This is a genomic window from Vibrio qingdaonensis (assembly GCF_026191675.1).
In the GTDB taxonomy this organism is placed as follows: Bacteria; Pseudomonadota; Gammaproteobacteria; order Enterobacterales; family Vibrionaceae; genus Vibrio; species Vibrio qingdaonensis.
Map to the genome: position 1 here is coordinate 77,504 of NZ_JAKRRY010000006.1, position 24,156 is coordinate 101,659.

The 24,156-nt window shown below is 42.8% G+C and carries 18 protein-coding genes; 7 read left to right on the forward strand and 11 right to left on the reverse strand.

Annotated elements, in window-relative coordinates; genetic code table 11:
• Positions 1–103 precede the first annotated feature (103 nt).
• Positions 104–238: a hypothetical protein gene (locus tag MD535_RS06820; RefSeq protein WP_265674133.1), complete on the reverse strand. Its 135-nt coding sequence runs from the start codon at positions 236–238 to the stop codon at positions 104–106.
• 477 nt (positions 239–715) lie between these two features.
• Between MD535_RS06820 and MD535_RS06825 the strand changes: the two genes are divergently transcribed.
• A complete protein-coding gene (locus tag MD535_RS06825) occupies positions 716–1,342 on the forward strand; it encodes a response regulator transcription factor (RefSeq protein WP_265674134.1) in 627 nt (208 codons plus the stop codon).
• Between the two features lie 221 nt (positions 1,343–1,563).
• On the opposite strand, the gene MD535_RS06830 is transcribed toward MD535_RS06825, so the two are convergent.
• A complete protein-coding gene (locus MD535_RS06830) occupies positions 1,564–2,454 on the reverse strand; it encodes a LysR family transcriptional regulator (RefSeq protein ID WP_265674135.1) in 891 nt (296 codons plus the stop codon).
• A 94-nt stretch (positions 2,455–2,548) separates the two neighbouring features.
• Positions 2,549–3,922, reverse strand: a complete 1,374-nt coding sequence (locus MD535_RS06835; RefSeq protein WP_265674136.1) for a diguanylate cyclase — start codon at positions 3,920–3,922, stop codon at positions 2,549–2,551.
• Between the two features lie 402 nt (positions 3,923–4,324).
• On the opposite strand from MD535_RS06835, the gene MD535_RS06840 reads away from it, so the two are divergent.
• Entirely contained in the window at positions 4,325–4,933 is a 609-nt protein-coding gene (locus MD535_RS06840; protein ID WP_265674137.1) for an acyl-homoserine-lactone synthase, read from the forward strand.
• On the opposite strand, the gene MD535_RS26180 is transcribed toward MD535_RS06840, so the two are convergent.
• Positions 4,874–5,653, reverse strand: coding sequence for an autoinducer binding domain-containing protein (locus MD535_RS26180; protein ID WP_265674138.1), 780 nt, complete (start codon positions 5,651–5,653; stop codon positions 4,874–4,876). The genes MD535_RS06840 and MD535_RS26180 overlap by 60 nt on opposite strands.
• A 113-nt stretch (positions 5,654–5,766) precedes the next feature.
• Positions 5,767–6,666, reverse strand: coding sequence for a LysR family transcriptional regulator (locus MD535_RS06850; protein WP_265674139.1), 900 nt, complete (start codon positions 6,664–6,666; stop codon positions 5,767–5,769).
• A 336-nt stretch (positions 6,667–7,002) separates the two neighbouring features.
• Here MD535_RS06850 and dcuC point away from each other — a divergent pair, with 336 nt between their 5' ends.
• Positions 7,003–8,370, forward strand: a complete 1,368-nt coding sequence (gene dcuC / locus MD535_RS06855; protein ID WP_265674140.1) for an anaerobic C4-dicarboxylate transporter DcuC — start codon at positions 7,003–7,005, stop codon at positions 8,368–8,370.
• A gap of 89 nt (positions 8,371–8,459) precedes the next feature.
• Here dcuC and MD535_RS06860 read toward each other — a convergent pair whose 3' ends face one another.
• Positions 8,460–9,572, reverse strand: coding sequence for a BamA/TamA family outer membrane protein (locus MD535_RS06860; RefSeq protein ID WP_265674141.1), 1,113 nt, complete (start codon positions 9,570–9,572; stop codon positions 8,460–8,462).
• 231 nt (positions 9,573–9,803) lie between these two features.
• Between MD535_RS06860 and MD535_RS06865 the strand changes: the two genes are divergently transcribed.
• A complete protein-coding gene (locus MD535_RS06865; RefSeq protein ID WP_265674142.1) occupies positions 9,804–10,547 on the forward strand; it encodes a dienelactone hydrolase family protein in 744 nt (247 codons plus the stop codon).
• A gap of 70 nt (positions 10,548–10,617) precedes the next feature.
• Here MD535_RS06865 and MD535_RS06870 read toward each other — a convergent pair whose 3' ends face one another.
• Positions 10,618–13,662, reverse strand: a complete 3,045-nt coding sequence (locus MD535_RS06870) for an efflux RND transporter permease subunit (RefSeq protein ID WP_265674143.1) — start codon at positions 13,660–13,662, stop codon at positions 10,618–10,620.
• Positions 13,663–13,690: 28 nt separating this feature from the next.
• Entirely contained in the window at positions 13,691–14,782 is a 1,092-nt protein-coding gene (locus MD535_RS06875) for an efflux RND transporter periplasmic adaptor subunit (RefSeq protein ID WP_265674144.1), read from the reverse strand.
• Positions 14,783–15,074: 292 nt separating this feature from the next.
• Here MD535_RS06875 and MD535_RS06880 point away from each other — a divergent pair, with 292 nt between their 5' ends.
• The 3 genes from MD535_RS06880 (at position 15,075) to MD535_RS06890 (ending at position 19,660) form a co-directional block, all read left to right on the forward strand.
• Positions 15,075–16,124: a cytochrome-c peroxidase gene (locus tag MD535_RS06880; protein WP_265674145.1), complete on the forward strand. Its 1,050-nt coding sequence runs from the start codon at positions 15,075–15,077 to the stop codon at positions 16,122–16,124.
• Positions 16,121–18,973 carry a PAS domain-containing hybrid sensor histidine kinase/response regulator gene (locus MD535_RS06885; RefSeq protein ID WP_265674146.1) on the forward strand — a complete coding sequence of 951 codons (2,853 nt, stop codon included), beginning with the start codon at positions 16,121–16,123 and terminating at the stop codon, positions 18,971–18,973. Before MD535_RS06880 ends, MD535_RS06885 begins: the two co-directional genes overlap by 4 nt.
• 96 nt (positions 18,974–19,069) lie before the next feature.
• Entirely contained in the window at positions 19,070–19,660 is a 591-nt protein-coding gene (locus tag MD535_RS06890) for an HAD family hydrolase (protein ID WP_265674147.1), read from the forward strand.
• Between the two features lie 46 nt (positions 19,661–19,706).
• On the opposite strand, the gene MD535_RS06895 is transcribed toward MD535_RS06890, so the two are convergent.
• The 3 genes from MD535_RS06895 to MD535_RS06905 form a co-directional block, all read right to left on the reverse strand.
• Entirely contained in the window at positions 19,707–20,660 is a 954-nt protein-coding gene (locus tag MD535_RS06895) for a GGDEF domain-containing protein (protein WP_265674148.1), read from the reverse strand.
• 297 nt (positions 20,661–20,957) lie between these two features.
• Positions 20,958–23,411 (reverse strand): family 20 glycosylhydrolase, encoded by a 2,454-nt coding sequence (locus MD535_RS06900; RefSeq protein WP_265674149.1) that lies wholly within the window; start codon positions 23,409–23,411, stop codon positions 20,958–20,960.
• A 10-nt stretch (positions 23,412–23,421) separates the two neighbouring features.
• A complete protein-coding gene (locus tag MD535_RS06905) occupies positions 23,422–24,141 on the reverse strand; it encodes an oligogalacturonate-specific porin KdgM family protein (protein WP_265674150.1) in 720 nt (239 codons plus the stop codon).
• Positions 24,142–24,156 lie beyond the last annotated feature (15 nt).

Here is a 24,156-nt window from a genome sequence, read left to right on the forward strand (position 1 = left end):
TGTGTTACGCTAGGCGTAATTCGATGACAAGGCGCGTACACAATACCGGAAACCGGATATTAAAAAGCTCGCATTCTGCGAGCTTTCTCTTTTGTCACTTTTCTTATTTGCGTAGTTTTTTCATCATTCGCTTAAGAAACGACTTTTTCTTTGGCTGAGGTTTGCCATAAAGCATGTCATCAATCATTTTTTTGGCGGCAAGTTGGCTTACGTATGCGGCACCTAATTCATAACCCATGATTTTCTCTCGCTAATTTATCAGTAGTTTTCAATTCGCCGCGAATTCTATACATAATCACACAAAACACAAGACATAGATCACACTTTTAATGTAATCGTATTTTTTATCTTGCATGATACCCATTTTCGTTTGATTGATTTCCTTACACCTCGTTGCGTAAATTTGAGTGCACCTCCCCGGCGGCATACGCCAAATCTAGTAATCACGTCAATCAAACATTCTTGTTAAAACGATTAGAATCACAAAAACACATCCGATAAACCATTGAAATATAAAGGCTAAGGTTATTTTTTATTCCATTCCATTTTGGCATTTCGACCATTCCACACTTTCACATCATTGTTACCTATACTTTCTCACGTCGAATTTCTGTCATGGATATCAGAATAACCCTGCAACTATCACGCAGCGCCATAAGTGAAGGACCCAATTTGATTCTCTTTTTAATCTCTCACTTTCAACAAGGTAATGCTAATGCTCCGCTCACAACCAAAAGACTGCCTCGTTATTGATAATTTTCCATTGGTAAGAGAGGCTATTTCACGCATCGTCTCTAGCATCGAGGATATCAACTTAGTCCATCAAATTTCTGACATTCAGGTCGCTTTAGATCTAGTTAAAGCAGGAAGTATTGATTTGATCGTACTTGACGTCAATTTAGCAGAAGCGGATGGATTTGAGTTTATGCGCCGCGCATTTGCTGCAGGGTATCGAGGTAAAGCGATCTTTATTTCGAGTTACGGCTACCCTATTTACTCTGAGACCGCCTATAAGCTGGGTGTCAATGGATACATCAGTAAATCTGAAGATCCTGCGCTTATCCGTGATGCTATTAGCGGCGTGATGCGCGGCTATAACCTCTTCAAAACGGATTATAAGGTCCGTAACAGAAAGATTGTCCTATCACAACGTGAAACCGTGGTATTCAACTATCTGAAAAAAGGCTACACCAACAAACAAATATCAGAGTTTTTATCTTTGAGTGCTAAGACCATTAGCACTTATAAGTCCCGTATCTTAGATAAATATGAAGCGAATTCGATCGTCGAATTAGTCAACTCTCACGATGTGGTCGAAAGCGAAATACGCTTAGCTAGTTAACCTTAGCTTCACTCGTACCGTTGCAACATGTAAATGAACAACCGATAGCGATTCAACACGCCCCCTATAGTGCAAGGATGCACTATAGTAGCTATGCGTTCACTTCTACTGTACTTATGATTCTTTATACATATGCTTCTCTATGCGTTTGCTTCTCTATGCGTATAGTTCTCTATGCATTTACTTACCAATGCATTTGTCTTTCTAGCATCGCGGCTCCACTAGCTCGATGTAACTAGTACCTTCTTGATAATCTGATGCAGCATCATATGCAGCGGGCTTTGTCTATTGCTTTGTTTCATGCAAGCAACTAAAGGCGTATGAGGCTGCATGTTTTCTGGGAAGGGAATAAATCGGAATTCTGAGCCAGACACCAGATGTTTCGCCAATAACGCCGAATAGTTGTGTGACCTTAGTATTTGATAAGTCGCTGTCAGGTTATCCAGTTTTAGCTGATAGTCTAGATTGAAATTATTCTGTGTCATGAGCTTAATCAACCGTTGGTGAATATCATTCCAACCTCTAACCTCAAAAAAGATACTCGGATGCTCAAACACATCCAACCAAGTTTGAATACTGCTTTGTCGTCCAACCAAGGCACCCATTTCAATATGAAATAAATTTGTTTGATAAATGGACTTAGGGCAATCTTCGTTAAATATCTGCACCCCTAAATGGACTTTGCCGCTACTTAAGTCTTGATAGGTGCTATCTCTCCACGTACTCAGCTCAATCATCGCTTTTGGAAAAGCCTGTCGAATTTCTCGATACAAGGGTTCACCAAGATGCTCTAGTGACACATTATAGAGCGCCAGCTTTATCGGTTGATCGTAGTTTTCTGCATCAAACTCTTCACCATGCAATAGAGCTTGCTCTACCGACTTTAACCCCTGCTCGATGCCTGGAATGATTCTCTCCAAGTAATGAGTCGGCTCAAAGCCTTCTGTTGTACGTACAAAAAGGGGATCTTTTAATTGCTCTCTTAACTTAGACAAATGTTTACTGACGGCACTTTCGGTTTTACCCAAATGAGCAGCTACTATTGTTAAGCTTCGATATTGGTAGATCATAACCAACACTTTCAATAGGTTAAAATCATGTTCTTTGTGCAATTAACGTATCCTCTGATTGCTGTTTTTTGATGAGCCTGTTATTTAAACGAATCGGCTATTTAGACGAATTTCTCGTCCCAGCGCAACTCACGTGTTATGTGTATTTGTTCTCTTTCGCTAAATAAAGTCGTGCATCTGCTCGTTTCAATACATTTTGTAACGACTCGCCTTCTCTAAGCTTACTAACCCCAACGCTTATATTCAGCGTAAGTCCGTCCGCTCCAAATGGTTTAGATGACGCTTCAGATGAGAGCTGCTCTGCTAACTTTTCTGCTGCTGTTAAAGAGCAACCGGGTAAAATGACAATAAATTCATCACCGCCACTTCGAATAAGGTAATCACTCTCTCTAAAACACCGCCGCATACTTTCGGCGATGTGAATAATCGCTTCGTCACCAACATGATGACCATAATTATCGTTAATGGCTTTAATTTTATCGCCATCCACGGCTATGACTGCAATGCCCTTCTTTTCCATCGCGTACTTTATGGCGCTATCTTTTAATATGGCTCGATTATATAGGCTGGTGAGCTCATCCTTGCGAATGGCTACTTCCGCTAGCGATAACTTCGTTCGTTTAATCTGGAGCTCTTCTAGTTTATTCAACACATAGATAAGTATGATGAGCAGCCCAACAAGAAGCCAACCATAATCGATGATAATTTTACTGTATGGTATTCGATACGTAACCAATAAATCATCATCAGCCCGGTAATCGGCAGAGTATGCATAAGTCGAAAATGGATAACGTAAATCTTCCACGACGACCTGCCGTCCTACCGCACTGAATTGGGATATGTATTCTTTATCAACCAAAAATGGAAATTTATCTAGGTAAACATCAACATTGAGATCGCCGACCATCACACCTTGAAAATAGACCGGACTTGATATTGTTATTATCGGCTGCTCGGTTACGCGATCAAGATAAATGTTGGACACGATGAGCCTGTCCTCTAAATCACGTTCACTGGCATACTTCGAACAAGTTAAAGAGGCAATACACTTTTTTCGAGAAAACACCGATTCGTAAGCCAACGAGTTTTGCTCAAACGAGTGCGTTGACATGATCTTCTTACCCTCGTATGAGCGGTAATAATAAAGGACTTGCTCTGCACTCACGATCTCAGGCATACGAACAAACAAATTTTTTGCTGTGATGCTCACAATACGTTCGTTTCTTGTTAGTTCGCTATGTTGGGCAGCGGCGTAGACTTTACCTTTTGTCAGATAGGGACCTATTAATTCGTCATTTTGCTTGGCTGCGATCTCTGCTTCAAATAGTGCACCAAGCAAATAGAGCGTCGACTGATAGTCCGATATTGATTTCGTTACTAGGTGAAATTTCGCGACTTCATTGTCGACAAGTTTATCCGCAGCTTTGTACAACACGATCAGATAAATGCCAAGAGACAGCAAAATCGCCTTCAAGACAATGGTCGTGTGGTTCTTTGTCAGTTTGCGCATAGTCATCCGATAATTAACTCAAATTCTAGCGAATGACCGACAATGGTCAAAAGCACTTAACTAAGTATTATCTCGATTTCAGTGAAGTCAAACAACTCAAACATCGTGAATAATGTCGAAAAAGAGGTGCTTAAGGGTAAAGAAAGGAAAAGCTCTGTAAACCGAGAGTCACCTAGCCGTGTGTGACTGTTTTTTTAATCATTGAATCTGCGTTCTGACGTTGTTTTAAAAGGTCTACAGAGCTTGATTACATTTTTGCACTTATTAATAGATTAATAAACTGCAGAAAATGACAGGTTGACATTCTGTTGTTTTTAATAAAACAAGCTGAGCGTTCTATCAGTTATGCTTATGTTTCACTCGCGATAACCTCTTATTGTTAAACAACCAAGAGGACATCCCATGGAACCGATCATTACTATTTGTACTTATAATGAACTGACCGATAAACAAAAGATCGAGATGCATCAGCTACGCTACCAAGTGTTTGTAGAGCGATTACAATGGTCTATTAACACACAAGACCAACTAGATATCGATGAGTATGATCGCCCTGACTCCAAATACATTATTATTGAGTATGAAAACAAGGTCGCCGCTTGCTGGCGCTTACTTCATACCAACAGCGCTTACATGCTAAACAATACTTTTCCAGAATTATTGCAAGGTGAGGTTTTCAATGATAAGTCGATTGTAGAACTTACTCGATTTGCCGTAGATAGAGAAATAGCTAAACGCGCAAGTCATATTAACTTTACCGCTATGCTGTTTTATCTCGTTGTGCAGTATGCCATCGAGCAAGGCTACACTGAGTATGTCACGTTAACTTCGACGGGGATTGAGCGCATCATGAGAAAAATTGGCATTCCGAGTTGTCGAATTGGCGACGGTAAGGTGCATCTACTCGACACCACACGCAGCGTTGCACTGCGTGTCCCTGTCGATAATGCATTACGTCATTGGTTTGCCAACACTACGATACACCAACATAGGTTCGATAGAGCCGGTTAACAGTGCCTTAGACACCGCCTGAGTGCGAGAGAAAGCATTAAGTTTTTCACTCGCATTCTGGATATGAAAGTTAACCGTTCTTTCCGAGCAACCAATGATCTGTGAGACCTCCCATGAGCTTTTGCCCTCTGCAACCCACGCTAAGCATATTTGCTCTCGTAAGGTTAAGTCTGATTCAACAAAACCGGGCTGCTGTTTACACACCTCATACCTGACGTCATTGATGTAGTCTGCAATTAAGCTACCGACGTAAGTCGCTAATAATGTTGACTCATTGCTCAATATGGCCGAGCTCTTACGATTTGAAAAACTAAGTAGTCCCAAACAACCAAAATTGGCTCTAAGTGGCACGGTAATACCATCACCAAGCCCAAAATCAGACGCTAATTTAACGACATTTTTACTCTCATGCTGTCCATTTTTGACTATGTCATTCCATAAAATGGGGGCGGTGCTATTGCGGCAATGAAGGACAACTTCATCAAAATACATCACCTCATTATTTTCATAAAAGTCACGCCAATTGATTGGCTGATTCGTTAACACCACGTTTTCAGCGCGCATCAACGTCACAGGGACAGAAACCGCAAACAAAAAGTGCTCAAAATCAAGGACATCGGTGACCTCATATAACTTTTTACTGAGTCCGTCTAAGCTGAATTCCTCGGCTTCCTTGAGATTTCGCTTTAAAATTTGGTTAATTTTATCTACTGAATACACGTGGCTAAAGTGGCTCTTGATTAAAAAGACTAGAACGAGTTAACCAACAAAGTGATATGCGGCTAATTGAACTAAGATAACTTGCACACTGTGAAAATACAATCAGATGATGTCTAAAGCTCTTGTGAAAAACCTTTTTTCAAAAATGCTACGCATTCTTTAATGCGTTTAGGTTGGTATCGATCTCGATGATAGATAAGTGATAATGGTACAGCTTTAATTCCCCAATTTTCAAATACCGGAACTAGTTGCTTCGAATCTAACTCTGGTTGGCAGTACATGGCTGGCACGCGAATGATTCCGAGCCCCGCTTTTGCACTGTTCACCAATACTCGTCCATTCTTGCAACTTAAGCGCCCGTAGATGGTAGTTTCTGCTTTTTCATTGCCGCTATCATGAATGAACTGCCACTTTGTTACCGAGCCCGTTAAACAATTATGCTGCTTAAGGTCTTTAGGGTGCTCTATAGGGTCTGCTTTTGCCAAATAACTCGGGCTTGCCAATGTGAGCATCTCAATATCAACCAAGTGTCGAGCGACATAGTTCGCATCAGGTAGCTCACCCATACGAATGGCAATATCAAATTCTTCTTCCAGTAAGTCAACGCGGTGGCTAGAAAACTCCAACTCTATTGAAACATCGGGATACTGTAGAGAAAACTCAGACAAGTACTTCGCGACTAGCTCTTCACCGATATACCCGCCCACACAATTAATATTGATGCGCCCTTTCACTGTATCAATATCATCTATCGCGGCATGAACCGCCTGATCGATGCTATGTAATGCACTGTCACAGCTTGCCAGTAAGGCTTTTCCTGCTTGAGTCAGCTTCATTGTGCGTGTGGTACGTATCAACAAGCTTACCCCCATCTCTTTCTCAAGAGATTGGATTTGCCTTGATACGTGAGATCTCGATACTTTTAGCGCTTCAGCCGCTTTAGTGAAATTACCCAAGTTTGCGACTAACACAAAAGCGCGGACATCAAGTAAGTTAACAGAAGGGTGCAACATATCGACGATTCCTATAAAAATATGGTTTGATTCTGTCGTTATTCGACAGATTTGCAACCGAAACATCACCAGTTATGGATTCACCAACGACATTGGTTAAAAACCAACCTAACGTGACCGCGGCAATAGTTTTGCATGATGACATTAATACGAAATTAACACCTACTCAACACTATTAGTACAGCCCAAAAACCTGCAGTTTTCATCCAAATTAATTTATTGTTTTAGATCATCGCTTCGTTAGGTATTTGTCGTGCCACAAATCAATTTCCTGTACATTTTCTGACACATTTAGAAATAAATTGTTGCGTATTTTAACTGAATAAAAGGACAATTATGTTAGAACTACTTATTGGCTTAATAGTGACAGTAGCCGTAGGCTATTTCATTGTTAAGGGCTACAAACCCGCAGGCGTTTTATTGACAGCTGGTATTGCACTGCTCTTACTTACTGGCATGTTAGGGCACACTATCTTACCTTCCAAAATCGCTTCAACGGGCAATATGGTCACAGATTCTCTAGAATACGTGAAATATATGCTCCAGTATCGTGGGGGAGGTCTTGGTATGCAAATCATGTTGCTGTGTGGTTTTGCGTCTTACATGACTCATATCGGCGCCAATAACGTGGTGGTTAAACAATTTTCTAAACCATTGTCATTCATCAAATCTCCCTATGTTTTATTGGTCGCAGCGTATATTGTTGCCTGCTTGATGTCCCTCGCGGTCAGCTCTGCGACAGGCCTTGGCGTATTACTTATGGCCACGTTATTCCCAATGATGACAGCAATGGGAATCTCTCGTCCCGCAGCAGTCGCAGTGTGTGCCTCTCCGGCGGCCATTATTCTTTCCCCGACATCTGGTGATGTTGTTATTGCTGCCGAAAAGTCTGGGCTGGCGCTTGACGTATTTGCCGTACAAACCGTGCTTCCGGTGTCTATTTGCGCCATCATTGTCATGGCTGCCGCGGCATTCTTTTGGAATAAATACTTAGACCAAAAAGAAAACACACCCATGGAGCGTGTTGACGTTTCTGAGATGAAAGTAGACGCACCAGCGTTTTATTGCTTACTTCCATTCTTGCCAATTATTGGGGTTTTTCTTTTTAATGGTCGCACTATTCCGGGCTTATCACTCGATATTTATACTATTGTGGTCGGCTCAATCTTCATTGGTGCCGTGATCAACTTCATCACGCAAAGGTTCAATGGTAAAAAGACGCTAGAAGACTTAGAGTCATGCTATCAAGGGATGGCCGATGCATTTAAAGGCGTGGTGATGCTGTTGGTGGCTGCTGGTGTTTTTGCGCAAGGCTTAATGTCTATCGGCGCAATTGATAACCTGCTGCATCTTGCGGACTCAGCCGGCGCTGGCGGTGTGGCACTGATGCTTATCCTCACAGGCCTCACTGTGGCGGCGGCTATCGCAACAGGCTCTGGTAATGCGCCATTTTACGCCTTCGTTGAGCTCGCTCCCTCTCTGGCAGCGAAAATGGGGCTTAACCCGGCTTTCTTAATCATTCCTATGTTACAAGCCTCTAACCTTGGTCGCACTATTTCGCCAGTTTCTGGCGTTATTGTGGCAACATCTGGAATGGGTAATATCTCACCATTTGAGGTCGTTAAACGTACTTCTGTACCTGTCATTGCGGGATTAATCACCGTGATTATCGGTACAATGATTCTGGTGCCTATGTCGGCATAACGATACCGAGCACAACGTAACCAATGAAAAAAGGGAAGCGATCGCTTCCCTTTTTAAGTAGTGACTTCACTTGTAACATGAGTCAACGTCTAAAATGCCTCACCAACCGAAAGATAAAGCGTGTTTTCTTCGGGCCCTTTTGCATAATCTACTCGAATATTCATTTTCTTTTGCTCGACGGGTTGCCACCTGAAACCTAACCCCTTAGTCACAATAGTACTTTGGCGCAAAATATCTTGCTGTGATTCCGCCGTTTTGCCTAACCCAACAAAAGCCACTAGGCCAAATCTAGGCTTAAACATCCAGCGACCTTCAAACTGACCTTGTAAAATGTTGTCATTTCGATAGCGCCCATGGTTAAAGCCTCTCATTTTTAACGTTGGCTTTTCATAGAATGGCACGTCGCCTCCACTCAACTCCATGGTCACTTTCGATGCTATAACCACATTTTCTAACACACTGGTGTAATTACTGCCTGCCAATTTACTCATCGCATAATCACCATCTCCTCCCCACTGTTTCCCATAGTCCATATAGCTAAACTGAGAAAACCAACCCGTGGTCGGATAATAGTTGTCATCCCTAGTGTCAAAATGCAAAACCGCTCCCAACCCACCAGACTTTACTTCTTCAGGTTTCGGCCAAAAACCATTGAACTTGTCAAAACTAATTTCAGTCTGCATATAATTATACTGTGGCCCAAAGTACCAATTCGACTGTCCAAGTTTGAATAATGCGCGCAACATAACAGCGCTCATCACCATCCCATACTCTAGCGGGTCATCAGTAAAAATCGGGTCGTTTCCGTCACCATAGTACTTTAAGTTTAAGTTACCGTGGAACAGCCCGCCCGTATACCGAATGGAATCATCTTTCAACGCACCATCATGAAACGCACCCACAAGCCAACTTTCTGTCGAGGTGTACATTCCCATAACGCCTGATGTGTCATTGTGCGCTTTTGCATCGGGCTCCTTCGAATGCATATATAGACCAAGCAACTGCACTCCAGTGCCTAAAGTCGGGTTCGACATCGGGATAGGAAGAGCAATAAACCCTTCCTTTTCACCACTCGCTTTTCGAGAACTCTCAACCTTATCTTTTTTATCATCCACATGATCTTTATATTCAGCTGCCCAAGCAGACGATGACAAGCCCAGCAGCAATACTGACATTGAGGTACTGCGTAATTTATTGCCCATTGGCTACATCCATGTATTGAATCCTGTCGTTGTTATACATAATAACTCATTAAAAAAGTAGTCCTTTCCACCCTACTTACTTCTGCATGTATTGAGGCTATCTCCACTCTTTTCAACAAACGGCTTTGACGTAAGTTTCTACTATTACAAAAACCATTGAACCACAGAGTCAAATATTCGTACTAAGCTTCAATAAACTGGCGCAACATTACTATGACAAGGAAGAATACAATGAAAAATAAGCGCATTGGATTGGCACTTGCAACCACATTCATGTCATCGCTATCCCTAGCGGGAGAGCACATCATTTACGAACTGGATGGGCAAGCCTACGAAGGTTATTGGTCTAAAACCGACAATACTGCACCTCTCGTCCTGTTAGTACATGATTGGGATGGGCTTACTGAATACGAAGAAGAACGTGCAGAGATGCTCAACACCATGGGCTACAACGTCTTTGCTGTTGATCTTTTCGGGCAAGATGTTAGACCGACAAAAGTCGAAGACAAAAAACAGCACACGGGTGAGCTTTATAAAGACCGAGCAAAGCTTCAGGCTCTGATGAATGCCGGACTTGCTGAAGCGGGAAAGCTGGGCGGGAACCTTGATAATACCGTCGTCATGGGGTACTGCTTTGGAGGTGCTGCGGTCTTAGAATCTGCCAGAGCAGGGATGACAGCAAAAGGCTTTGTCACGTTCCATGGTGGCCTGCAAACACCGAAAGGACAAAACTACGCGCAAACTAAAGCGCCAATCATGGTTCTTCATGGTACGGCAGATGCCGCAATCCCTATGTCCCAATTTGCGGATTTAGCGGTCGAATTAGAACAGAACAACATCTCACACGAAATGATCACATACAGTGGCGCTCCTCATGCTTTCACCGTCTTTGGTTCAAAAAATTATCGAGAAGACGCAGATAAAAAATCTTGGATGGCGTTTTCAGAGTTTCTAGTCGCGAAAACGGGTAAATAACAAAGAAAAAAGGTCAGGCTCTTAGGAGTCTGACCTTTTATTTAAGGGGCTATTTTAAGACCGGTTTTACTTAGGCTGGATTTTTTGCCTTAAATAAAATGGCATACATTACCGGGATAAATACCAGTGTTAGAACGGTTGCAAAACCCAAACCGAACATCACAGTGATTGACATATTGACAAAGAATACGTCTCCAAGTAACGGAATCATACCTAGAATAGTCGTACACGCTGCTAGCATTACCGGTCTCATCCGAGAGATCGAAGAGTCAATAATCGCATCATATACTGGCTTTTCCTCCGCCTGCATATCAATTTCTTCCAGCAAAACTATCGCATTCTTGATCAACAAGCCTATCAAGCTAAGTGCGCCCAATAACGCCATAAAATCAAACGCGCCATCAAGTAGCAGTAGGCCTGCGGTAATACCAATAATCGCCAACGGTACCGTGATCCAAATGATCAATGGCTGTTTAACTTTACCAAACAGTAATACCACGACAATAATCATCATGATAAAAGACACTGGTATCGCACTAAACAACGCGCCTTGCGCTTCAGCTGAATCTTCGTACTCACCACCCCAGTCCATCGTATAACCTGGTGGTAATTCTATCGCTTCAATCTGAGGCTTCAGGCGATCAAATAACGGTGCAGCAAGTTCACCCGTTGGGTTAGCTGACGCTATAATCGTCGTTAGTCGATCACGACCACGAATCATCGCATCTTCCCAAACGGTCTCAAATGCCACAACCACCTGCGCAATAGGCACCGTTTTTTCTAGTACTGGACTATAAACCTGCGCATCCATCAATTGAGCCACGTTTTGGCGCTCACTGGCATCCGTACGGAAGTAAATCGGCAGTAATCTTACACCATCACGATAAATACCAACTTGAGAGCCTTCACTCGCGGCACGTAAAGAGGCGGTCAGTTCAGTGCGCGTAATACCCAGTTGACGAGCCACCTGTTCATTAAAGATAGGCTTAATTAGCTTAACTGGCTGTCTCCAGTCATTACGCACTTCTTTCGCTTCAGGATCGGCAAGCATAATCGCTTCAGCTTGCGAGGATAGGTCACGTAGCACAGCCGGATCTGGTCCCGCAAATCGAGCTTCAATTTTAGAGTCTCGTCCCGGACCTATCCGCAAACTCTTAATTTTTGGTTCGATGCTATCGATATTGTCCGTCATAAACTTATCAATGTCCGCTTGCAACGCAGCGATCATTTCACGGTTTTCAGTACGAACGATAACTTGACCATACGCTTTTGTTGTATCTTGCGGCGTATAAACTAATGAGAAACGCGATGCCCCGCCACCAATAAAGGTCGCCGTCCATTCAACACCTTCTTGTTCACGGATAAACTCCGCGACTTTTAAGGTGTCATCACGCGTTTGACGTATATCGCTGCCTTCCACTTCCCAAACATCGACAAAGAACATCGGTGTATTCGCATTCGGGAAAAAGGCGCTTTTTACAAACCCAAAGCCCCAGACCGACGCAACAAACATCGCGAGGATAATACTAATGGTCAGCGCACGCTGTTTAAGAGCAAACTGCAGTACACTTTTATAAATAACGAAACCAGCACCCGCGTATGGGTCTTTTTCTTCTTCACCCTCTTTACGATCTTCCTTCTTAAGAAGCAACGCACACAGTAGTGGTGTTGTTGATACTGCCGTCACCCAACTCAGTGATAGGGAAATCAAAATAACGTAGAACAGTGAGCGAGTAAATTCGCCGGTATTACTTTGAGACATACCGATAGCAGCAAACGCTAGAATACCTACAGCGGTACCACCTAATAGCGCCCAACCATTGGCTCCAACGACTTCTCCCGCCGCTTTCATCGCAGGTACACCACGTTTAATACGGATCATCATCCCTTCGGCAACCACGATGGCGTTATCCACCAGCATCCCGAGGGCTATGATCAAGGCCCCGAGAGAGATCCTCTGAAGCTCGATTCCATAGAGGTGCATAATAGCCAGCGTACCCGCCACTGTGATCACAAGAACGGCACCAATGATCAGGCCAACTCTCAGTCCCATAAAGGCCAGTAACACCACGACCACGATGATAAGGGCTTCAACCGTGTTGGTCACAAAGCCCGCCACAGAAGCATCCACTTCTTGCGGCTGGTTATAGATAATATCAAGGTTCATACCTAGAGGAATTTGGTTCTCTAAGCTCTTAATTTTATCATTAATTAAGCCACCAACTTCAACCACGTTTTTACCGCTTAGCATTGAGATGCCGACGGTAAGTGAAGGCTTACCATTAAAGTAAATGAGCTTCGACGGCTCTTCTTTATATTCTCGAGTTACTTCAGCGATGTCGCCCAAGCGAATAAGCTTCTTGTCGTCACTTGCAATCAGCAGATCTTCAATCTCACTCACGTGTTTGAAGCTACCCGTTGGTTCAATTCGAATAAACTCGGGACCAACTCGAAAACGCCCTGAGTCTGACACTAAGTTTTGAGAGCTCAACAGATTTTCAATGGTCGCCATGTCAATGCCAAGCTTCGCCATTTTGGTGCGAGACATTTGGACATAGACCACTTCTTGCTGATCGCCATCAATCGATACTTTACGTACCCCTGGAACGAGTACTAATTGCTTCTTAAGATTGTCCGCAACATCTTTTAGCTCACGAAAACTGTAGCCTTCACCGTTCAGCGCTAAAAACCCGCCATATACATCGGCAAAATCATCAATGATCTGTGGCTCACCGGCTCCGGGAGGAAGCTTGTGCTTGTTGTCGGCGATCTTTCGTCTAAGTTCATCATAAATACCCGGCATTTCTGCAGACGTGTACTCATCTTTGAACTCAATCGTTATATCAGACAGTCCTTCTCGGGTAACGGAACGTTTGATACGCTTCACCTGCCCTAACAAACGCACCGCATCTTCAATATGATACGTGACCTCGTCATAGACTTCTTGTGGCGATGCGCCCGGATAAGTCGTGATAATCTTGGCTTCTTTAATGGTAAACGCTGGATCTTCCAGCTTCCCCATTTCAAAATATGCCAGAACACCACCAACCGTCATTAGCAGCACTAATAGCCAGCTATTGACTTTATTCTTTACTGAATACTCACCTAAATTCATAAAACATCTCTTCTCGCTGAGTCGACAGTTATTGAGCTTGATCGATTTCCGGCATCAGGCTTACTTCCATTCCTTCATTCAAGAATGGAACGCCTACCGTTACAATGCGCTCACCCATTTCTAAGCCCGATAAGACCGTGATGCGATCACCTGCCATTGTCGACACTTCAATTTGCTTAGGGGAAACCGTGTTGTCCTCGCCTACTACCCAGACCGTTGGGTTATGAGCGTTATCACTGACGACAGCCGTACTTGGAACCTGAATAGCCCCTTTGGTGTCATTAAGATTGGAGAAGTCTGCGGTCACATACCCCGTCATACCAGGAAGAATATTTTGATCACTTGGTGCTTCAAGCGTTACCGTCACTTCAAATGTCTGGGTATCGGAATCTGCTTTAGAGGACACCTCTGTGATCTCGACTGGGTACGGTTTTTCACGAGCTAGGTCAAAATAGGCAAAAACCGGAATTTCAACAGGGTCATCTGTTTGCTCATCACGAATTTCTCTCACCAATTTTTCTGGTACCGCAAATTTTAGCTCAAGTGTATTAAGATTTTGGAATGAGAAAACCACTTGCTTCGCTTCGACGTTTTCAAAGTTTTGAATACTACGTTGTGCAACAAAGCCATCAAAAGGGGCGACAAGCTTGGTATAGCTAAGCTGCGTTTTGGCGTTATCGTAGCCAGCTTGGGCTTTCGTTAAGTCTGCTCGAATTTGTTCGTAATCTTTTTTCGAAATAAAGTTATCTTTAATTAGCTCTTTCGCTCGCTTAAAGTCAGCTTGCAAGCGCTGCAATGTCGCTTTGGCGTCTCTCACCGCTAATTTAAAACGAGTATCATCTAACGTGGCAAGGACGGTGCCTTTCTTCACATCATCGCCTTCCTTTGCTGGAAGACTATCGATCTTACCCGACACTCTAAAAGCCATCTCTGCACGATCAGACGCTAAGACTCGTGCAGGGAATTCACGAACCATGCTTTGATTCTCTAACCCAATAACTATCGTTTTTACTGGACGTACAACTGGAGCTTCAACTGTCTTCTCTGCCTCTGGGCTACACCCAGTCAATGCAACGCCAATTAGCGCCGTCAGAGTAAGAACACGTAAATGAGTTTTCATAACAACCACCCAACATAAAAATTTATAAAAGTTAAGACTATTATAGGCTAACAAAATCAATAACTACTTAATGGTACAAGTTACATCAAGCCAAGCAAAAAGCAACATTGTGGACACAAAAACTCAACCTGAAATATCAGTAATTGAGTAAAAGTACCGATTGCAACCCATAGCCCCTATAAGACCTATTTCTTAACGTAAGTTCATTATTCTTGGTTTTTTTTTACATTACATTGAACCGGAAAATATGTATCCCATACTAATAAGTACAATCAATAATCGTACACACTGTATGAATAGCTATTTAGTCAAGTGGATAGTCGCTGTAACCTTTCTGATTATTTTTACAGCATGGATGTTGCACCGTTTTAACTCGCCTTTAACTCTTCATCAACTTGAGGGGCATGAACATCATTCGCTTGCTGATACACTGGATACACAACCCACCCCACTCATTTCTCCTATTGAAGTCACTCAACTAAACATTAGAGAGAAAAAAATTGCTAAGATCGGCCTTCAATTATTTATCGATCCCAATTTGTCATCTGACGGTCAAATCAGTTGCGAATCTTGTCACCATATCTTCGATAATGGAGCAGAAAACACTAAAGTCTCAACGGGTGTAAAAGGAGCAGGAGTTAGGAATTCTCCGACAGTGTTTAACATCACAAACAACACGCGATTTTTTTGGGATGGCAGAGCGTCAAGTCTGGAGCATCAAATGGATGGACCCGTTCATAATCCACTAGAGATGGATACGAACTGGGATAACATCATCGATTACGTCGAATCCACACCACATTACCGTAATCAGTTTGACATTGTTTGGAATGGGGAAATAAACCTAGCCAATATTAAAACATCTCTCGTTACCTTTATGAGCGCTCTAAGCACTCCGGATGCCCCGTTTGACCATTATTTAAAAGGCAATAAGATTGCCATCGAGCCGATAGCAGAAAAAGGCTGGCAAAAGTTTCAGTCCTTGGGCTGTATTGTATGTCATCAAGGTACGAATGTTGGCGGTAACTTATTTCAAAAATTTGGCAATATAGAACAGACCCCTCATCAAAACCAAGACTTAGGGCGATACAACGTAACGGGTATTGAGATTGACAAAAATGTATTTCGCGTTCCAAGCCTTCGTAACGTGGCAAAAACACCGCCCTACTTTCACGACGGACGAAGCTTAACGCTAGAAGATGCCATCATTACCATGGCAAAGGTTCAACTTGGTCAAGAGTTAGATGCAATCACCGTCATAGAGATAAGCGCATTTTTACACTCGCTTTCCGCCCCACCTCCACCCTATCTCGAGGAGTTATCTCAAGGAGCTACCCAATGAAGAGCCGACTGCTGACAAAACGTAGAGCCGAATTTCTTTACATCACGGTCATTTTTCTTTCAGCATTGTGGCTCATCGTCAGTGCCGTTAGCACTTACGTCAGCGATTCATATCAAAAAGCGTTTCTCTCCCTATCGCAGAACATTACCCATAGCCTCGAAGAAATATATTCTTTCGAATATAGTACGACTAAGACCTACGATAGGTTTTCAAATGAGTTAGTCGAATTAGAGCGACTTTCTGAACAGCTCTATGACAACATGAAAGCAAACAGCCAAGGCTACCCCTCTTTTATCAGCCCAATACCAACCGAAAGCGTCTCATATGCACAAAGTGTGAAAAACAACGTTCTCATTTTCACTCAACGACTTGAACGTCTGCTGAGCGCAAAAGTGTCGTTGGAGTATTCGAGTAACACCCTTAAGGCCCTAAAAAATAACCTAATGTCCAACACGTATTCAGCCGAAGACAAACTCGCCATTTATCAATACCTCGACTTAGCACAATCGATCGCTGTCATTCCAAATGAACTCCAACAGAACAATGACCTGCTAGCACTTGATGGGTATATCAAGCTTCATAATAGAGTTCAAAATAGTATCCGCTTGGAGAAACAGGCGCTGGTCGATAGTGAAATTCATGTTCTCATGAATGAAACCAATAATTTTTGGCTTGAGCGCTCACTATCAACTAAAGTTCATATTTCCATTGCTTTAATATTATTAATACTATCAATAGGTTGTTATCTATATCGAAAACAACAGATACAACAATATAGAGAACGGAAGTTAATCGCCGATCTTCTCGTTAAAGAAAAAGAACGTTCTCACCTCGCTATGGTTGTTGAACACGCAAGTGATGCGATCATCATAACGGATAAACAAGGCTATACCTCCTGGGTCAACGCAGCATTCGAAACAATATCCGGATTCAGCCTCAATGAGGTAATCGGTAAAAAGCCCGGTGACATTTTACAAGGGGAAGGTACCTCGCTAAGCGAAGTTCGTCGTATCTCAAAAGAACTGAAACTTGGAAATACTGTCAAATCAGAACTCATCAATTATCACAAAAATGGGCAACCGTATTGGATCGATATTGTCATCACTCCAATTCTCAATGCAGATAACCAAATTGAACAGTTTATTGCTGTCGAGCGTGACAGCGGTGAACGTAAACAACTTCAAAAAAGCCTAGAGCACGCCGTTGAACGAGCGGATGCTTCCAATCAAGCAAAGTCAACATTCCTAGCCACTATGAGCCATGAGTTACGCACACCACTCAACGGCATTCTAGGAATGGCCCAGATTCTTGAATCTTCGGTAACCAATGCTCAGCACCAACAACAACTGCATATTCTCCTAGAATCAGGCAATCACTTACTCTCATTACTCAATGATATTCTCGATATTTCAAAGATTGAAGAAGGTAAGCTAGAACTCGAGGTTTTAGACTTTTCTATCGAAGATATTTGCGACCCAATAGTCAGTACTTATACTTCTCTTTGCAAAGAAAAAGGCATTAGTTTTCATTTAATTAATCAACTGTCACCCGGAAAATCGTACCGCGGTGACAAATCTAGAATTCGCCAAATCATATTTAATCTACTCAGCAACTCTGTCAAATTCACTGAAACAGGTAGTGTCACCATCACCTTAAGTCAAGATACCCCCTCTACCATTGACGTTGCTTCTCGTCCTAATAATCAATCCAATATTGAAACACTCGTCATTGCAATTAGCGATACCGGGATTGGTATCCCCAACGACCGCTTGAAATCCATATTCGATCCTTTTATTCAAGCGGAATCATCAACAACTCGACAGTTTGGAGGGACTGGATTGGGGCTAGCGATTGTCAAACAACTCGCGAATTTAATGGGAGGCGATGTCAATGTCACCAGTACTTTCGGTAAGGGAAGCGTCTTCTCCGTAAACCTAAAACTGATGCCAATTCAGGCTGTTCAAGCCACTAAAGAAAAAAGCGTGTCTCTTGACGACCAAGCAATTGCCTGTTCGCTGAACATTCTTCTTGTCGAGGATAATAAGGTCAATGCGTTGGTGGCAAAAACGTTTTGTACCAAACAAGGCCATCAAGTTGATGTCGCCCAAAATGGCGAGATTGCGGTTGAACGTGTCCAAAACAGTGCTTACGACTTGATCATTATGGATAACCATATGCCTGTGATGGATGGTATTGAGGCCACTAGAATCATTCGACAGCAACTCAAATGCAATACTGTTATTTTTGGATGTACGGCAGATGTATTTAAAGAAGCCCATGATAATTTCATGGCAGCAGGTGCGAACCATATTCTAACAAAACCGTTGCAAAAAGAGAGCTTTATCGACGCACTTCAGCGCTTTCGTCATCAATTGATGATTCCGTCCAAGGAGAATACTCATCCAAATATTCTGCACTTAATTAGGCATGACGTCACTAAACTGGATGGGATTAGCAACACCGAAGCTGAACTGCGGATGACGTCGCATTCACACTTAGGGAACCCAATTGATATTCCTCAAATCACCCAATTTAAAAATGTGGCCGAAAAGTGTCTCGACGTATTAGTAAAAGTTTACCCTGAAAAATCCATACCAGAAATATTAGCATCTCTCACATCGCTACAGAGTGAAATTAGCGAACTCAACCTCAGTTTGGTTGAAAGTAAGCTCGCTACGCTGACCGCTCTTCTTGAAAGCGGTCAACAACCTAGTCTCAATGATATGCAGTCCCTCATTAATTTGGTTGAAGTCAATATTCACCAAGCCATACGGATTCTTGATCAACAAAATATGCAAGAGAACAGGTCTGATTTACTGGCTATTACCCCGCAAAAAAAAACATATTGATGGATAGCAATCTCACAATTATATTATCAACGACTACCCAAGCCGATTAAGCTCGCCTATCCTGCAATCATCTAAAACTGCTTTGGTACACTATCCTTGAGCCTGTATAAGCTAAAAGCGATCGTATTTGATTTAGACAACACTCTCATATCTTCAGATATCAACTTTGTTCAGCTACGCCAACATCTTAATTGCCCACAAGATCGTGATCTACTCAAACATTTGGAGCAGTTTGATCGTCAAGAACAAAATCGATTATCCAACATCATTCGAGAATGCGAAATTAAAGATGCGGTAAACAGTACTCTGATGCCTGGCGCGGTAGAGTTGATTCGTTGGCTAAAGCAAAAACGATATTATACTGGCGTGGTGACTCGAAACTGTCGTCAGGCGGCGATGACCAAAATTACCACTCATCGCTTGCCCATCGAACATTTGCTCACAAGAGAGGAGTTTGCTCCTAAACCAGCTCCTGACGCGTTATATCACCTCATGAATCAGTGGCAACTTGCCCCACAAGAAATACTTTATGTAGGTGACCATTACTACGACATTGCAACAGCCCAAAACGCGGGGTGTCAAAGCTGTTTCATTGCTAACGATAACATTGAAGTGGGTATACCTCATGAGGCTAACTTTTCTTTTCCATCACTCAAAGGGCTGCTCGAGTGGCTCAAAGCGCGTTAACGTGATTTAGAGTCACTTATAGTCGAACCCTAGTCTCGCGTATTATCTAATCTCGCTTATATTGATACATAGCTTTATCAGCACGATCTAAAAGCTCGTTATGATCGATATCTTCCAACGGTGAACAAGAGACAACCCCAACACTATAACCCAGTTTGTAAATACGAGGATGGGCACTGTTAAACTTCATAATCTCTTCGTCAAATCGGGTCATAGGATAGCGGGCGTCCACTCCGGTCGTGCCCGACATTAGGACCGCAAATTCATCTCCGCCAATACGAGCTATCACATCAGAATCTCTAAAGTTATCAATTAACAATCGAGAAAAAGAGGTCAGCGCATCATCACCGATAGAGTGACCTAACGTATCGTTGATCCGCTTAAAATCGTTCAAATCAAAATACGCTAAACTGTAGGGCTCCATGAGAAACCGACACTTACTGATCACCTTATTTGCGAGTTCATTAAAACCGCGGCGGTTTGAGATCTGGGTCAATTCATCAATGGTGGAGTTTAGATTAGCAACGAGTTCACCTTCTGCCAGTTTGGCGAGATCAATTAAGTCGTGTACTTCTTGATCGGTAAAGTGGCGCGGTTCACGAGCTATAATACACAAGGTTCCAATTTTAGCGCCCTCCGCCAGCTTCAGTGGCACGCCCGCATAAAAACGTATGTTAGGCTCACCTTTCACCAATGGGTTATCCCAGAAGCGACGATCCGCCAATGCGTCCGGAACGATAAATGGCTCATCACCTAGTATCGCGTGACCACAAAATGAAATATCTCGATGAGTTTCGGTAGCATCAATCCCAACCCCTGATTTAAACCACTGCCGCTGTTCATCAATCAAACTGACTAGTGCTATATCGACGTTAAACATACGTTTAGCCAAGCGAGTCACCCGATCAAAACGCTCTTCTCGCGGGGTATCTAAGATCTTGAGCTGGCGAAGAAGATGGATTCTATAGTCTTCGTTAGCAGGAATAGGTGGTGGTTGCATGACATCATGATTCTCTTAGCCTTCATTCATTTAAAACTAGTCGATATGTGCTCTATTTCCACTTGGATGTCAGCGGAAACAAGCAGCACAACCCGTATTTCAGACCGTTATTACAAACCAAATGATAGGTATATAGGTATATAGGTATATAGGTATATAGGTATATAGGTATATAGGTAGATTTTCACGGATTCCCTGAAATTACCCCATTCAACTTAGAAGTCCTCCTCCCCTAACTCTTGATCAAAAAGCGCCCCTCGATAGGAGCGCTCAAATTAATACCAGTTAAACAACGCGCTACTTATTGGCTAACGCATGAAGCAACCTTTCTGTTGGGACTGTAATCGCAACAATCGTCTCATCTTTGATTACCGCTACCGCATCGATCATCTTCTGATACTCTCTAACATCCGCCGACGAAAGCGTGTCTTGATTGCGTGCGCGCTCGATCAACGTCTGTCCTAGCTGCGCGATGCTCACCGTCGATTGTGCTACATCAACCGTATCGATAGAAGCGATGTTATTAGCAAAAATCGTGGCTGAAGTTTCAGCTGCCGCCGCAACTTTGACATAGTGCAGTTCTAATCCATCTAGTGCGGTTTTATCACCCAATTGATAGGCTTGTACTAAATCGTTCATTTCATAGACGGCATAACTTTCTACCGCGAGTGCATCGGCAAAACGGTTTAGACGCTCATGTTGATTATACAAATCACCTGGCGTTTCAGTTTGAATCCACTTCTCCCAGTTACGTGCATAATATTGAGCTGGTTCGGTGTAGTCAGCCAGAGTCAGCAAAGGCTGTGGATTTGCACCGTTAGCCAGTCTTTCAATTAGCACTCGTGCATTGGCATGATGACGCATTCCTACCGAGATCTCAGACCATGTATCGATCGCACGCATACGCTTATACATACTTGCTTCATCAGTCAACGTTTCGTCCGACCATAAACGTTCTGCAATAACATAGCTACGAGGCCAGATGCGATTCTCAACCGTTAGTGAGTTATAGTTCTCACCCCATACCGTAATTTCACCACCAAGAATTAGGGCCTTTTCATCATCGGTAAGCTCTGCTGGGTAGCCACCAGTTGGAGCCGGAATTGACGAGCCTTCTTTAGCAGAAGAAGCCACAATCTTACCGGTAGTCGGCCAACGAACATTACCAATTAACTGGTAGCTTCCTTCAGCCAACTGCTCACCTGACAGATTAAGATTAAATTCGGTATACGACATAAAGTTGTCAAAGTGACCACGGAAGCTTTCCCCTGGTGTGTACTCGATGATGTTAACTTCAGTACGTGATTTACCATTGTAGTCTGTGAATGCACGAACTTTGCCGTCTTTTGCTTGAATGATGGTCAGTAGACCTTTACGTGGGCCACCTTTGGTGCGCGGTTTTTCCCATTGGTAACTAACGAAACGTTCACCTTCATGAAGCTGATCATCCACGGTAATGCCTTGAGGCATTGGATCATTTCGATAATGGTAACTCGTTGGTTGTGGTTGATCTAGGTAGTAACCTGTTGATAGTAGACCTTGGTAACCTTCTTGTGCTGCGCGACCAATACTATCGTGGCCACGCCAACTTTGGATCACGATGGATTTTGGTAAATCTTTATGCCAAATCTCATCCCAACCAGACATTTTTTTGCCTCGTTGCTCTAGCATCTTTTCAACTTTCGCGTTCAAGTAAGATTGTAAACCACGTTCACCATCCAACTTATTTTCTTTGATAAACGCTTGAATCGACGGATTTTCTTGCCATTGCTTATAATTTGGCTCATCACCACCAATATGGAAGTACTCATCTGGGAATAGCTCAACTACCTCATCAAACACACTCTCTAACATCACGTACAAGTCAGGGTTAGTCGGATCCATTAGCGGTTCGAATACCCCCCACTCTCTTTGCTGTTCATAGCTTTGTTCACCCATACCAGACATTAAGTTTGGATAAGCGTGAGCGACAGCGGAAGCATGGCCTGGCAACGAGATTTCTGGAATAACACGAATACCACGCTGACGCGCATACTCAACGACATGGCGAATGTCATCTTTGGTGTAGTAATCACCATCGGTGGTGTCTTCCCACAGCTTTGTGTAGTTGTCGAGTTGAATACGTATGCCCTGATCATCCCATAGGTGCCAATGGAACACGTTCATTTTTGCCGATGCCATCGCATCAAGCTGTCGTAAAATAACCTCCATTTCAACAAAGTGACGAGATGTATCATAAGAAACCCCTCGCCAAGGGAAACGCGGTGCATCGTCAATATTTACTTCCGGTACGTGGTAGCCTTTTGCATCCGTGACAACAAGCTGAAGCAATGTTTCAATACCTCGGATTGCCCCGTAAGGACGATTAGCCTTTAATGTAATTTGACCATTTTTCGCGACTAGCTGGTAGGACTCATCAGCATCCATATCTTGCACATCATTTTGAGGTGCATCCGCAATATCAATAACAAACGTTGCCGAACTCTCAGAATCCGCGTTCCAATTTAAGGTAGGCAAACCGGTTTGTCTTTCTAGACGTTCAATGAATCGCTTAGCGGTAAAGTCAACTCGATCAGAACGATAACCTTTAATATAAACACTAAAATCTTTTGTTAGCTCAACTTGACCTGTGCCTAATTCTACTGATTGTGGGTAAGGCATCAAATTTAGGTCGGTATTAGGCGCAGCGGCCCATGCTGTTGCTGACATCAATGAACCCGCAACGAGCAGTGATAAAACATTCTTTTTCATTCTTAGTTCCTTAGAATACAAAGTTTAATCCAATTCTATAGCGCCATTCCGTCTCGCCAGTATTTGGCGCTGGAATATAAATATTTTTATCAGCATCAACAATTTCAGCATACGGTCTCATGAAACTAGAGTATTTATATAAAAATTTAAACGTATGCTCTCTCGCAGTTTGCTTACCATTAGCGAGCTCACCAGGGTGATTCGTTATTTGGTCGAAATAGGTATAGGCATAAGAGAACGTATACTTATCCGTGTTATATCCTGTCCACATATCGTAACGGTTTCGACGGATAGTTTCGTTTTCTCCTGCTGCATTTTTAGCTTCTGCACTTGAAAAGTCATATCGATAACGTCCGTGAATAAAGAATCCACTGTCAAAGTTATAATTTAACTTTAGATACGGCATATAAAAGGTATTTGAACTCATAAAGTTCATGGTTAAACCGGGATTTAGAACGAAGTTATCATTGACAGCATAGGTGTAATAGTTGGTAATTTCTGTATTCGACAAACGTAAGTTACTGCCAAAGCTATCGCCGTAAGTCCCGTGGTTCACATTGGTCAGCATCTCAATACCATAGCCGTTATCAAAATGGTGGCCTAAAATAACTCGGCTACGATGGCGGTCTGACGGATCTCGGTATTCGTGTCTTAGATCAAGATACGTAGTTGCAGAATATGCTGAAGAGGACATTAATATAAGTAACGCAGAAGGTATGATTTTATTCATAATAAGTTTCTATTA

Excerpts from the sequence above, each read along its gene's own strand:
- MD535_RS06860 (WP_265674141.1), bottom strand. The coding sequence starts at position 9,572 with ATGGGCAATAAATTACGCAGTACCTCAATGTCAGTATTGCTGCTGGGC.
- MD535_RS06850 (WP_265674139.1), bottom strand. The coding sequence starts at position 6,666 with ATGTTGCACCCTTCTGTTAACTTACTTGATGTCCGCGCTTTTGTGTTA.
- MD535_RS06820 (WP_265674133.1), bottom strand. The coding sequence starts at position 238 with ATGGGTTATGAATTAGGTGCCGCATACGTAAGCCAACTTGCCGCCAAA.
- MD535_RS06905 (WP_265674150.1), bottom strand. The coding sequence starts at position 24,141 with ATGAATAAAATCATACCTTCTGCGTTACTTATATTAATGTCCTCTTCA.
- MD535_RS06870 (WP_265674143.1), bottom strand. The coding sequence starts at position 13,662 with ATGAATTTAGGTGAGTATTCAGTAAAGAATAAAGTCAATAGCTGGCTA.
- dcuC (WP_265674140.1), top strand. The coding sequence starts at position 7,003 with ATGTTAGAACTACTTATTGGCTTAATAGTGACAGTAGCCGTAGGCTAT.
- MD535_RS06895 (WP_265674148.1), bottom strand. The coding sequence starts at position 20,660 with ATGCAACCACCACCTATTCCTGCTAACGAAGACTATAGAATCCATCTT.
- MD535_RS06900 (WP_265674149.1), bottom strand. The coding sequence starts at position 23,411 with ATGAAAAAGAATGTTTTATCACTGCTCGTTGCGGGTTCATTGATGTCA.
- MD535_RS06825 (WP_265674134.1), top strand. The coding sequence starts at position 716 with ATGCTCCGCTCACAACCAAAAGACTGCCTCGTTATTGATAATTTTCCA.
- MD535_RS06885 (WP_265674146.1), top strand. The coding sequence starts at position 16,121 with ATGAAGAGCCGACTGCTGACAAAACGTAGAGCCGAATTTCTTTACATC.
- MD535_RS06865 (WP_265674142.1), top strand. The coding sequence starts at position 9,804 with ATGAAAAATAAGCGCATTGGATTGGCACTTGCAACCACATTCATGTCA.
- MD535_RS06840 (WP_265674137.1), top strand. The coding sequence starts at position 4,325 with ATGGAACCGATCATTACTATTTGTACTTATAATGAACTGACCGATAAA.
- MD535_RS06880 (WP_265674145.1), top strand. The coding sequence starts at position 15,075 with ATGAATAGCTATTTAGTCAAGTGGATAGTCGCTGTAACCTTTCTGATT.
- MD535_RS06835 (WP_265674136.1), bottom strand. The coding sequence starts at position 3,922 with ATGCGCAAACTGACAAAGAACCACACGACCATTGTCTTGAAGGCGATT.
- MD535_RS06875 (WP_265674144.1), bottom strand. The coding sequence starts at position 14,782 with ATGAAAACTCATTTACGTGTTCTTACTCTGACGGCGCTAATTGGCGTT.